8 protein-coding genes are annotated in these 11910 nt (G+C 66.3%); 5 read left to right on the top strand and 3 right to left on the bottom strand.

Going from position 1 to position 11910, the window contains the following annotated elements; translation table 11 throughout:
* Nucleotides 1–137: 137 nt before the first annotated feature.
* On the top strand, nucleotides 138–1016 hold the full coding sequence (locus CAP37_RS15400; RefSeq protein ID WP_086125126.1) for a PPK2 family polyphosphate kinase: 879 nt from the start codon (nucleotides 138–140) through the stop codon (nucleotides 1014–1016).
* A gap of 32 nt (nucleotides 1017–1048) precedes the next feature.
* On the top strand, nucleotides 1049–4342 hold the full coding sequence (gene icmF / locus CAP37_RS15395) for a fused isobutyryl-CoA mutase/GTPase IcmF (protein WP_086125125.1): 3294 nt from the start codon (nucleotides 1049–1051) through the stop codon (nucleotides 4340–4342).
* A 7-nt stretch (nucleotides 4343–4349) separates the two neighbouring features.
* Here the strand turns inward: icmF and CAP37_RS15390 are convergent, their stop codons facing one another.
* Nucleotides 4350–5432 (bottom strand): DUF6352 family protein, encoded by a 1083-nt coding sequence (locus tag CAP37_RS15390; protein WP_086125124.1) that lies wholly within the window; start codon nucleotides 5430–5432, stop codon nucleotides 4350–4352.
* 75 nt (nucleotides 5433–5507) lie between these two features.
* Here CAP37_RS15390 and rocF point away from each other — a divergent pair, with 75 nt between their 5' ends.
* Nucleotides 5508–6425 carry an arginase gene (gene rocF, locus CAP37_RS15385; protein WP_143435955.1) on the top strand — a complete coding sequence of 306 codons (918 nt, stop codon included), beginning with the start codon at nucleotides 5508–5510 and terminating at the stop codon, nucleotides 6423–6425.
* On the opposite strand, the gene CAP37_RS15380 is transcribed toward rocF, so the two are convergent.
* Nucleotides 6309–8036, bottom strand: a complete 1728-nt coding sequence (locus CAP37_RS15380) for a GMC family oxidoreductase (RefSeq protein ID WP_086125123.1) — start codon at nucleotides 8034–8036, stop codon at nucleotides 6309–6311. The two genes, rocF and CAP37_RS15380, sit on opposite strands and share 117 nt — an antisense overlap.
* A 167-nt stretch (nucleotides 8037–8203) precedes the next feature.
* Between CAP37_RS15380 and CAP37_RS15375 the strand changes: the two genes are divergently transcribed.
* Entirely contained in the window at nucleotides 8204–9055 is an 852-nt protein-coding gene (locus CAP37_RS15375) for a 3-hydroxybutyryl-CoA dehydrogenase (RefSeq protein WP_086125122.1), read from the top strand.
* A gap of 69 nt (nucleotides 9056–9124) precedes the next feature.
* Nucleotides 9125–10612 carry an FAD-dependent oxidoreductase gene (locus CAP37_RS15370; RefSeq protein ID WP_086125121.1) on the top strand — a complete coding sequence of 496 codons (1488 nt, stop codon included), beginning with the start codon at nucleotides 9125–9127 and terminating at the stop codon, nucleotides 10610–10612.
* On the opposite strand, the gene CAP37_RS15365 is transcribed toward CAP37_RS15370, so the two are convergent.
* Nucleotides 10602–11882 carry a DUF4010 domain-containing protein gene (locus tag CAP37_RS15365; RefSeq protein ID WP_086125120.1) on the bottom strand — a complete coding sequence of 427 codons (1281 nt, stop codon included), beginning with the start codon at nucleotides 11880–11882 and terminating at the stop codon, nucleotides 10602–10604. The two genes, CAP37_RS15370 and CAP37_RS15365, sit on opposite strands and share 11 nt — an antisense overlap.
* Nucleotides 11883–11910 lie beyond the last annotated feature (28 nt).

Raw genomic sequence — 11910 nt, 5'->3', positions numbered from 1 at the left:
GGACGCTTCCGGCAAATCCCTGCAGGGGGCGCTTCGGCGCCCCTTTTTTCGCCCGATCGGGTTAATATCTTGCCTTGTTGACGTTTACGTAAACGTCAATGCTCGACTCCCTCAATCTCCCACTTCACTCGACGCCCATGCCCAGCCAGAACGACGTGAACCTGCCCTTCCCTGCTTCCGCCGTGCTGGCCGGAAAAGGCGCAATCTGGCGCGACTGGCAGGTCGCCCCTGGCAAAGCGCGGGGCGTGTCGCTCAAATCCTTCAAGACCGACGCCAAGCCGTTCTCCGGCGGCAACAAGGCCGCTGACCAGGAAGCCGTGGCGACCCTCTCCGCCGAACTCGATGAACTGCAGAACCTGTTCTATGCGGACCGTCGCTTCAAGCTTCTTGTGGTGCTGCAGGGCACCGACACCTCGGGCAAGGACGGCACGGTGCGGGGGGTGTTCGCGCGCACCAGCCCGCTGGGCGTTCACACCGTGGGCTGGAAAGCACCCAGCGAAGTCGAGCGCGATCACGATTACCTCTGGCGCATCCACCAGAAGGTACCCGGTGCCGGCGAGATAACGGTGTTCAACCGCAGCCACTACGAAGACGTGCTCGTGCCCACGGTCAATGGCTGGATCTCGCCCGAGCAGACCCAGCAGCGCTACGAGCACATCAAGAATTTCGAGCGCCTGCTCGCCGAGACCGGCACGGTGATCCTCAAGTTCATGCTGCACATCGGCAAAGATGAGCAGCGTCAGCGCCTGCAGGAACGCGTGGACGATCCCACCAAGCACTGGAAATTCAGCCTCGGCGACCTGGAAGTGCGCAAGCAGTGGGACGACTACCAGGCGGCCTACGAAGCCCTGCTCAACGCCACCAGCACAAGGTGGGCGCCGTGGACCGTGGTGCCGGCAGACTCCAAGACGCACCGCAACCTGATGATTGCCACGGTGGTGCGCGACACCCTCAAGGCATTGAAACTGCGCTATCCCCCCGAAGACCCGGCGCTGACCGGCCTGCGCATCGACTGAGCTTTTCACGCAAGACGACTGAGAGAGACCACATGAGCAACCTCGCCGCTGAATTCCAGGCCCTGGCCAACTACCGCCCCACGCACAAGGTGCGCTTCGTCACCGCCGCGAGCCTGTTCGACGGGCACGACGCCGCCATCAACATCATGCGGCGCATCCTGCAGGGCATGGGCGCCGAGGTGATTCACCTGGGGCACAACCGCTCGGTGGACGAGGTGGTGACCGCCGCATTGCAGGAAGACGCGCAGGGCATCGCCATCAGCTCCTACCAGGGCGGCCATGTGGAGTACTTCAAGTACATGGTGGACCTGCTCAAGAGCCGGGGCGGCGAGCACATCCAGGTGTTCGGCGGCGGCGGCGGCGTGATCGTGCCGGCTGAAATCCGCGAGCTGCAGGACTACGGTGTGACGCGCATCTACAGCCCGGAAGACGGCCAGAAGATGGGCCTGGCCGGCATGATCGGCGAGATGGTGATGCGCTGCGACCGCGACCTAAGCCCTTTCGCGCCGACGGCGCTGGCGGCCATCGAGGGCCAGAGTGAAATGAACTGGCGCGCCCTCGCCCAGCTCATCACCGCGCTCGAAAACGGCAGTGCCGACGCTTCGTTGGTGTCCGCCCTGCGCGAGCAGGCCGCATCGAAGAAGGTGCCCGTGCTCGGCATCACCGGCACGGGTGGCGCGGGCAAGTCCTCGCTCACCGACGAACTCATCCGCCGCCTGCGTCTCGATCAGAGCGACAGCCTGCGCGTGGCGGTCATCTCCATCGACCCATCGCGCCGAAAAAGCGGCGGCGCCCTGCTCGGCGACCGCATCCGCATGAACGCCATCAACCCCTGGAGCCAGGGTCAGCGTGTGTACATGCGCAGCCTGGCCACGCGCGATTTCGGCAGCGAAATCAGCGCCGCCCTGCCCGATGTGATCGCGGCCTGCAAGTGCGCGGGGTTCGACCTGATCGTGGTGGAGACCTCCGGCATCGGCCAGGGCGATGCGGCCATCGTGCCGCATGTGGACGTGCCCATGTACGTGATGACGCCCGAGTTCGGCGCGGCCAGCCAGCTCGAGAAGATCGACATGCTCGACTTCGCGGCCTTCGTGGCGATCAACAAGTTCGATCGCAAAGGCTCGCTCGACGCCCTGCGCGACGTGTCCAAACAGGTGCAGCGCAACCAGGAAGCCTGGAGCACGCCGCCCGATCAGATGCCGGTGTTCGGCACCATGGCCGCGCGCTTCAACGACGACGGCGTGACCGCGCTCTACCAGGCCCTGAAGGTCCGTCTGGGCGAGCTGGGCCTGCCGCTTCAGGAGGGCCTGTTGCCCCGCGTGACCGTGCGCCACAGCACCAACCAGACGCCCATCGTGCCGCCCGCACGCACGCGCTACCTGGCCGACATCAGCGACACGGTGCGCGGCTACAAGAAGAGAGCGGTCGAGCAGGCGCGCCTGGCGCGCGAGATCCAGCAGCTCAACGAGAGCGCCCGCATGCTGCGCGTGGAAAAGCCCGAGCGCTCACGCGCCGCCGAAGCCGTGATCGACCTGGCCCAGGTGCGCGAACTCGACCAGGACCCCGCTGCACGAAAGCTGCTGGTGCAGTGGCCCGACATGCAGAAGGCCTATGCCGGTGACGAGTACGTGGTGAAGATCCGCGACAAGGAAATTCGCACCGCGCTCACGACCAGGAGCCTCTCGGGCACGGTCATTCGCAAGGTCGCGCTGCCGAAGTACGAAGACCACGGCGAGATCCTGAAGTGGCTGATGCTGGACAACGTGCCCGGCAGCTTCCCCTACACCGCCGGCACCTTTGCGTTCAAGCGCGAAGGCGAAGATCCCACGCGAATGTTCGCCGGTGAAGGTGATCCGTTCCGCACCAACCGCCGCTTCAAGCTGCTCTCGGCGGGCACGCCGGCCAAGCGCCTGTCCACCGCGTTCGATTCGGTCACGCTCTACGGCAACGACCCCGACCCGCGACCCGACATCTACGGCAAGGTGGGCAACTCGGGCGTGTCCATCGCCACGCTGGACGACATGAAGGTGCTCTACGGTGGCTTCGACCTGTGCCACCCGGCCACCTCGGTGTCCATGACCATCAACGGCCCGGCGCCCAGCATTCTGGCGATGTTCATGAACACCGCCATCGACCAGAATCTTGAAAAGTTTGAAGCCGAGAACGGCCGCCAGCCCACCGCCACCGAAGCCGCCAAGATCCGCGAATGGGTGCTGGCCAATGTGCGCGGCACGGTGCAGGCCGACATCCTGAAGGAAGACCAGGGCCAGAACACCTGCATCTTCTCCACCGAGTTTTCGCTCAAGGTGATGGGCGACATCGCCGAGTATTTCGTCCACCACGACGTGCGCAACTTCTACTCGGTGTCCATCAGCGGTTACCACATCGCCGAGGCCGGCGCGAACCCGATCAGCCAGCTTGCGTTCACGCTCTCCAACGGCTTCACGTTTGTGGAGGCGTATCTGGCGCGCGGCATGCATATCGATGATTTCGCGCCCAACCTCAGCTTCTTCTTCAGCAACGGCATGGACCCGGAGTACACGGTGCTCGGTCGGGTGGCCCGAAGGATCTGGGCCGTGGCCCTGCGCGACCGCTACGGCGCCAACGAGCGCAGCCAGAAGCTGAAGTACCACGTGCAGACGAGCGGCCGCAGCCTGCACGCGCAGGAGATCCAGTTCAACGACATCCGCACCACGCTGCAGGCGCTGATCGCCATCTACGACAACTGCAACAGCCTGCACACCAACGCGTTCGACGAGGCGATCACCACGCCCACCGAAGACTCGGTGCGCCGCGCGATGGCGATCCAGCTCATCATCAACCGCGAATGGGGCCTGGCGAAGAACGAGAATCCCAACCAGGGCGCGTTCATCATCGACGAGCTCACTGAGCTGGTAGAAGAAGCCGTGCTGCAGGAGTTCGAGAAGATTGCCGAGCGCGGCGGCGTGCTGGGCGCGATGGAAACCGGCTACCAGCGCGGCAAGATCCAGGACGAGTCCATGCACTACGAGATGCTCAAGCACACCGGCGAGTACCCGATCGTGGGCGTGAACACCTTCCGCAATCCGCACGGCGATCTCACGCCCGAGACGCTGGAACTCGCGCGCTCGACCGACGAGGAAAAGCAGAACCAGTTGCAGCGCCTCGCCGATTTCCACACGCGCCACGCCAGCGAATCGCCCGCCATGCTGCAGCGCCTGCGGCAGGCCGTGATTGAAAACGGCAACGTGTTCGAGGTGCTGATGGACGCGGTGCGCGTCTGCTCGCTGGGGCAGATCACCAACGCGCTGTTCGAGGTGGGCGGCCAGTACCGCCGCAACATGTAGGGCCTGTTCAGGCCGGCTGCGTCAGCGGCAGGTTCAGCAGCAGGTTCTGCGGCTTGAGCTTGAGCAGGCCGCCTGCCGTCATGGCCAGGCCCAGGTACACCGGTTTGCCGCGCACGTCGGCCTGCATGTGCAGTGGGTCGGCGAACGTCAGGCGAAACAGGCTGATGAGCCGCTGCTGCCGCTCGGGCTCCACCTCGTTGCCAAGGTAGAGGTCGTTCAGCAGCGCGCTCGATTCCACGTCCAGCCCCAGGTGCCAGCGCCACGACGGGTCTTCGACCCGCGCCTCGGGCTGAATCTTCACCGCCACCCCATGGAAGTGCTGCACCCACATTTCCAGCACGACTGCCAACGCCTTGAGCCCTGAGCGAGCGCGGGTCATGGTGAGCGTGAGGCCGTGCGGCAGCTCGTTCTGGACTTCATGCGTGAGGTCGAGGACGAAATTGAACCGGCCAGCCCCGTGGCGGCTGCGCAGGTAGCGGTCGGCGCTGTCGTCGCCCAGCACCTCGATCTGCGTCTGCGGCAAGGCGGCGCCGCCCTGCAGCAGCAATCGGCCCACCTCACCCAGCCCCCCGGTCTCGTTGAGCAGGTCCAGCACCTCGCTGTCGCCGCTGAGCACCCGCCCGTCCTGCACGCTCACGCGCTGACGACGAAACAGCAGCTCGGCCGCACGCCACCGCCAGGGATCGGTCTCGTCGGCCAGCAGCTGGCACACCATGGCCTGCACCATGAGGTCCAGAAACAGCGGCGGAACCTGAATAGCGCCATCCTTGAAAAAACCAGCGTACGCCGCTTCCAGCGAACCAGCGCCGACCACTGCGTCGCGCCAGCCGAGGAACATGCGGTGGTTGGCGCGCACATCTTCGTCTTCCAGCGCATCGAGCTCGTGCGCGGGCACGTGGCGTTCGGGTTGCTGCATCAGGCTGGTGTGCAGTGCTATTTCGGCGTTGCACGATTCCTCGACCAGCGCCAGTTCGGGCCGCGACAACCAGAAGCGCCAGTAGTCGGCGGTCGGCACCAGCCAGCCACGGGCGCTGCGTGCGAGATGGTGGTGACCGCAGGAAGACCAGAAAACAAGGGAGGGATCGGACATGAGGAATTTGCACAGCCAAGGGTGAGGAATTGTCGTCCACGCCGCAACGGCGTCGAGTTCCACCACAATGTCGCCATGCAACAAGACATCAGCCTCATCGGCGTGCCCACCGACATCGGCGCCGGCGCGCGTGGCGCTTCCATGGGGCCAGAAGCCTTGCGCGTGGCCAACCTGGCCACCGTGCTCGAGGGCCAGGGATTGCGCGTGATCGACCGCGGCAACCTGGCCGGGCCTTCCAACCCGTGGCTGCCACCCACCTCAGGCTACCGGCACCTCGAAGAAGTGGTCGTGTGGAATGAGCGCCTGCACGAGGCGGTGCACGCCGAACTGGCGCTGGGGCGTCTGCCGATCGTGCTGGGCGGCGACCACTGCCTGGGGCTGGGTTCTATCAGCGCCGTGGCGCGCCACTGCCGCGCATCGGGCAAAAAACTGCGCGTGCTCTGGCTCGATGCCCACGCCGATTTCAACACCGCCGACCTCACGCCCAGCGGCAACATCCACGGCATGCCAGTGGCGTTGCTGTGCGGCTACGGCCCGGCGCGCCTCACCGGCATCGGCGGCCACACGCCCGCCATCGAGGCCAGCCAGGTGCGGCAGATCGGCATCCGCAGCGTGGATGCGGGCGAGAAGCGCCTGGTGCACCAGGCCGGCCTGGAGGTGTTTGACATGCGCTACATCGACGAGATGGGCATGCGCCACACGATGCAGCAGGCGCTCAAGGATGTGGACGAGAACACCCACCTGCACGTGAGTTTTGATGTGGATTTTCTCGATCCCGAGATTGCACCCGGCGTGGGCACCACGGTGCTTGGCGGGCCTACCTACCGGGAAGCGCAGCTGTGCATGGAAATGATCGCCGACACCGGGCGCCTGGCCTCACTGGACGTGATGGAGCTCAACCCCGCGCTGGACGTGCGCAACCGCACCGCCGAACTGGCCGTCGACCTGATCGAGAGCCTGTTCGGCAAGTCGACCCTCATGAGGAAAAAGTGACCGCCCCCTGATCATGTCCACGGCCTTCTCGGCCATCATGATCACGGGTGCATTGGTGTTGCCTCCCACCACTGTGGGCATCACCGACGCGTCCACTACCCGCAGCCCGGCCACGCCGTGCACGCGCAGCTGCGCATCGACCACATCCATCGGCCCCGGCCCCATGCGACAGGTGCCCACCGGGTGGTAGATGGTGTCGGCGTGGTTGCGGATGAACTGCTCGATCTGTGCATCGCTCTGCGCCTGTGCCGACGAAGCCGACTCCGTGCCGCCGTGGCGCGTGAGCGCGGGTTGCTGGAGCAGGTTGCGCATGAGCTTGAAACCGCGCAGGAGGCGCGCCATGTCGTCCGGGTCCTTCAGGAAGGCCGGATCGATGAGCGGTGAGGCTTGAGGATCGGCGCTGGAGAGGCGCAGCGCGCCCCGGCTTTTCGGGCGAAGCAGGCACACATGGCAGGAGTAGCCGTGCCCGAAAACGGTCTTGCGGCCATGGTCCACCAGCTTGCCCACGACGAAGTGCAGTTGCAGGTCGGGAATGGGTTCGTCCGGTGAACTCTTGATGAACCCACCAGCCTCTGCGAAGTTGGTGGTGAGCATGCCGCTGCGCTGGCGCCGCCATTCAAAGATGCCGCGCAGCATGCGCGCCACCCCACCGAACGACAGGCCGAACAGGTCTTTCACCTGCGGCGCATTGACCACCAGCACCACGTCCACATGGTCGTGCAGGTTCTGGCCCACGCCTGGCAGCTCGTGCACACAGCGAATGCCATGCTCTGCCAGGTGATCGGCAGGGCCGATGCCCGAGAGCATGAGCAACTGGGGCGAGCCGAAGGCGCCAGCGCTCAAAACCACTTCGCCGCCCTCGCGCAACCGCAAGATCTGAAGGGGGCCGCGCCCGCCGTTGCCCCGGTACTCCACGCCCACCGCACGCGGTGGGGTTTCCTCTTCATCCATCACCACCCGGGTGGTGAGCGCGTTGGTGATCACCTGCAGGTTGGTGCGCTCCAGGTGCGGGGTGAGGTAGGCCTTGGCAGCGCTGCAGCGCTCACCGTTCTTGTGCGTGACCTGATAGACCCCCACACCCTCTTGCTCGGGGCCGTTGAAGTCGCGGTTGTGCGGGTAGCCCGCCTGCACGCCCGCCTCGACGAACGAGGGCAGGAAGGCATTGGGACTTCGCAGATCCATCACGTTGAGTGGTCCGCCCTGGCCGTGCAGCGCGTCGGCACCGCGCTCGTTGTGCTCGGCGCGCTTGAAGTACGGCAGCACGTCCGCAAACGACCAGCCTGGGTTGCCTTGCGCGGCCCAGCTGTCGTAGTCGCTGGTGTGGCCGCGCGCGTAGATCATGGCGTTGATGGAGCTGGATCCGCCCAGCACCTTGCCGCGCGGCTGGTAGCCACGCCGGCCATTCAGGCCGGGTTGCGGCACGGTGCCATAACCCCAGCCGTTGAGCTCGAACCGCGCCATGGCGGCCAGGCCGGCGGGGCAGTGAATCAGCACGCTGCGGTCGCTCGGACCGGCTTCGATGAGGGCGACGCGAACCGCCGGGTCTTCGCTCAGGCGGGAGGCCAGCACGCAGCCGGCCGATCCGCCGCCAACGATGATGTAGTCAAACATGGGTGTCTCCGTGTGGGCCGCGCGCCGAAGCCGGTGCGCGACAATCCGTGAGGCAAGTTAGCACAGGCGCCCCGTCACCAGTAGGCACTGCCGCCTAGGAAAGACGCCACCGCGACGCCGGGAAAACCCCACAAACCACCGCATTCATTTTTCAGGAGTTGGCATTCATGAACACGATCCAGACCGTCGGCATCATCGGCTCGGGCACCATGGGCAACGGCATCGCGCAGGCCTGCGCCACCCGCGGCATCCGCGTGGTCATGGTCGACATCGCACAGGCCGCGGTCGACAAGGGCCTGGCCACGGTGGCCGGCAGCCTCGACCGGCTGATCAAGAAAGAGAAGATCAGCGCCGCCGACAAGGACAACGCGCTCGCGCTGATTCAGGGTTCGACGAACTATGAAGACCTCAAGGGCGCGCAACTCGTCATTGAGGCGGCGACGGAAAACGAAGGCCTGAAGGTCAAGATCCTGCAGCAGCTCGACACCCTGCTCGCACCCGACGTGATCGTGGCCACCAACACGAGCTCGATCAGCATCACCAAGCTGGCCGCCGCCACGCAGCGGCCCGACCGCTTCATTGGCATGCATTTCTTCAACCCGGTGCCGATGATGGCGCTGGTGGAGATCATCCGTGGCCTGCAGACCAGCGACGCCACGCACGATGCGGTGAAGGCGCTGGCCGAGGCGCTGGGCAAGTCGCCCATCACGGTGAAAAACGCGCCGGGATTCGTGGTCAACCGCATCCTCGTTCCCATGATCAACGAGGCCTTCTTCGTGCTGGCCGAAGGCATCGCCAGCGCCGAGGACATCGACGCCGGCATGAAGCTCGGGACCAACCAGCCCATCGGGCCACTGGCGCTGGCCGACATGATCGGCCTCGATGTCTGTCTGGCGGTGATGAACGTCTACATCGCCGAGTTCAACGACAGCAAATACCGCCCCGCCCCACTGTTGAAGGAGATGGTGGCGGCCGGCTGGCTGGGCCGCAAGACCGGGCGGGGCGTGTACACCTATTGAATTGAACCCGTGCCGGCAGTGGCATTCGCACAGGCCTACCATCGTCGCTCCACATCAGGACAGTTCCGCATGACTTCATTCGACTTCGACCTCTTCGTCATCGGTGGCGGCAGTGGTGGCGTACGCGCGGCGCGCATGGCCGCCCAGCGCGGCGCCCGGGTGGGGCTGGCCGAGGTGCTGGGCAACGATGGACTGGGTGGCACCTGCGTGAACGTTGGCTGCATTCCGAAGAAGCTCTACAGCTACGCCGCGCACTATGGCGAGGCCTTCGAGGAATCGCAGGGCTTCGGATGGGAGTTCAATGCCCCCACGCTCCCCGCTTCGCGTGGTTCGCTGCCCCCCGAGGGGGCTGCTTCTCCTTGGGGCGGCCCGGCGGAGAAGCCTTGGCGCCCCACGTTCAACTGGGCCACGCTCAAAGCCAACCGGGCACGGGAGATCAGCCGCCTGAACGGGGTTTACGGCAACCTGCTGCGCGGCTCGGGCGTAACGGTGTTCGAGGCTTTTGCGCGCGTGACCGGTGCGAACCGCGTTGCGCTGTCCACGCTGAATGCCGATGGCTCGCCCGGGCACCAGGAGTTCACCGCAAAACACATCCTGATCGCGACCGGCGGCACGCCACACGTGCCGCACTTCGTTGGACGCGAGCACGTCATCACGTCCAACGAAGTGTTCGACCTGGAACCCTTCCCGCAGCGGCTGGTGGTGGTGGGTGGCGGCTACATTGCCAGCGAGTTCGCCTCCATCTTCAACGGCCTGGGGTCGAAGGTCACGCAGCTCTACCGGGGCGAGCAGATCCTGCGCGGCTTCGACGACGAGATTCGCCATTTCGTCTCGGCCGAGATGGTCAAGGCAGGCGTGGACCTGCACCTGAATGCCGGCGTGGTGGACGTCCGCCAGACCGACGCCGGCCTGCGCGTGGAGTGCGAGGGTGGCGCCCTGGTGATGGCCGACGCGGTGCTGTACGCCACGGGCCGCGTGCCGAACGTGGCCGACATGGGGCTGGAAACCGTGGGCGTGGCCCTGGGTGCCAGGGGCGAGGTCATTGTCAACGAGCACTACCAGACCAACGTGCCTTCCATCTTCGCGCTGGGCGACGTGACCAACCGGCTGCAGCTCACGCCGGTGGCCCTGGGCGAAGCGATGGTGGTGGTGGACCAGCTCTTTGGCCCGGCCGCCGGCAAGGCGCCGCGCAGCATGGGCTACGAGTTCGTGCCCACCGCCGTGTTCACGCACCCCAGCATCGGCACCGTGGGCTACAGCGAAGCGCAGGCACGCGAGAAATTCGGCGACGTGACGATTTTTCGCAGCGAGTTCAAGGCGCTCAAGCACACCCTCTCGGGCAGCACCGAACGCACGCTGATGAAGCTGGTGGTGGACACGAAGAGCGACCGCGTGGTGGGCCTGCACATGGTGGGCGCCGAAGCTGGCGAGATCGTGCAGGGCTTTGCCGTGGCCATGAAGGCCGGCGCCACCAAGGCGGTGTTCGACAGCACCATCGGCATCCACCCGACGGCGGCAGAAGAATTCGTCACGATGCGCGAACCCGTCAAGTCCTGATCAGCGCAATCAGCGCCACACCCAGCAAGGTGTGCGCCCACAATCCCGGCGCCAGCCAGGCCAGATACCGCGCGCCACCCACCAGCCCTGCCGTGACGCTCTTGCTGAACGCGTGTACCGCCAGCGCCAGCATCACCGCCAGCTCGGCCCCACTGCCTGGGGCGCTCGACGCGAACACCGCCGCCAGTGCGGCATGCAGATCGGCAAGCGCACCCATCAAGGTGCCCGCCAGCAACCCAGCCGCGCCCAGCCAAAGTTCCATGGCATGCACCAGCACCTGAATGCCGGTGAGCAACGCAGCCACAGCCGCCGCCCCTTTCAGGCTGAACATGCGTTCATCGCCAGCACCCGGCATGCCTTCCACGCGCGGTGTCGACACGGCGCCGAGTTCGCCGTCGGCGGGCGCGCCTCGCACCAGCCAGGCGCCCCAGAGCGCGGCCAGCGCAGCGCCCGCCAGCGCGGGCATCCACAGCAGCGAGAGCCAGGCGGGCTGCACGGCAGCGGCCACCAACAGCAATTGCATCTGGGTGGACACGCAGGACAGCAGGCCGCCTCCCGCCATCAGCCGCGCACCCGAGCGGCCTTCGCGCACCGCCAGCCCCAGCGTGGCGATGGTGGCCGTGCTGGACACGAAGCCCGAGGCGAGCGAGGACAACGCCACCGCATGGCGCGCCTGCAGCAAGCGCCGGCCCAGGTGTGCGAGCGACTGCACCGCCAGCAACAAGGCCAGCAGTTGCACCATCACGTGCGGGTTGAGCACCGGCCCCCACAGCGGGCGGTCCGGCATGAGCGGCAAGGCCAGCAGCACCAGCGCGGCCAGCACGATGCCATCGCGCACTTCCGCCGGCCTGAGCCATTGGCTCACGAAACGGTGCATGCGCTCGCGCCCGGCCAGCACGGCCGTGAGCCCGGCGGCCAGCGCGGCAGCCAGCGGCAGGCTCCAGGTGCAGAGCACACCGATCAGGTAAGTGAGCAGCAGCGCCACCTCGGTGGTGATGCCAGGGTCGTCCGAGCGATCGCGCCAGTAGGCCGCCACACCCAGCGCCGCCACGAACACCGCGCCCGCCACCACCAGGCCATCGATCCGGGTGAGCGCTGCGGCAGCGCCAGTGACGCAGACCAGCGCAAAACTGCGCAGCCCCGCCAGAGCGCGGCCTGGGCCTTCGCCCTTGCGGCGCTCGCGCTCCACGCCGATCAACAACCCGCAGCCCAATGCCGCCGCCAGCGTGGTGGCGGCCGAGATCAGCGTGGGGGTGGTGAATTCGGGCATTCGGATCGGGGCGGGTGGATGCAGGCGT

The organism is Hydrogenophaga sp. IBVHS1 (assembly GCF_002127265.1).
In the GTDB taxonomy this organism is placed as follows: domain Bacteria; phylum Pseudomonadota; class Gammaproteobacteria; order Burkholderiales; family Burkholderiaceae_C; genus Hydrogenophaga.
Note: the sequence above shows the minus strand (reverse complement) of the source record. Positions and strands in the feature narration are given on the sequence as shown.

What these genes read in the sequence shown, in the direction of transcription:
- CAP37_RS15400 (WP_086125126.1), top strand. Translation starts at nt 138, where the DNA reads ATGCCCAGCCAGAACGACGTGAACCTGCCCTTCCCTGCTTCCGCCGTG.
- icmF (WP_086125125.1), top strand. Translation starts at nt 1,049, where the DNA reads ATGAGCAACCTCGCCGCTGAATTCCAGGCCCTGGCCAACTACCGCCCC.
- CAP37_RS15390 (WP_086125124.1), bottom strand. Translation starts at nt 5,432, where the DNA reads ATGTCCGATCCCTCCCTTGTTTTCTGGTCTTCCTGCGGTCACCACCAT.
- rocF (WP_143435955.1), top strand. Translation starts at nt 5,508, where the DNA reads ATGCAACAAGACATCAGCCTCATCGGCGTGCCCACCGACATCGGCGCC.
- CAP37_RS15380 (WP_086125123.1), bottom strand. Translation starts at nt 8,036, where the DNA reads ATGTTTGACTACATCATCGTTGGCGGCGGATCGGCCGGCTGCGTGCTG.
- CAP37_RS15375 (WP_086125122.1), top strand. Translation starts at nt 8,204, where the DNA reads ATGAACACGATCCAGACCGTCGGCATCATCGGCTCGGGCACCATGGGC.
- CAP37_RS15370 (WP_086125121.1), top strand. Translation starts at nt 9,125, where the DNA reads ATGACTTCATTCGACTTCGACCTCTTCGTCATCGGTGGCGGCAGTGGT.
- CAP37_RS15365 (WP_086125120.1), bottom strand. Translation starts at nt 11,882, where the DNA reads ATGCCCGAATTCACCACCCCCACGCTGATCTCGGCCGCCACCACGCTG.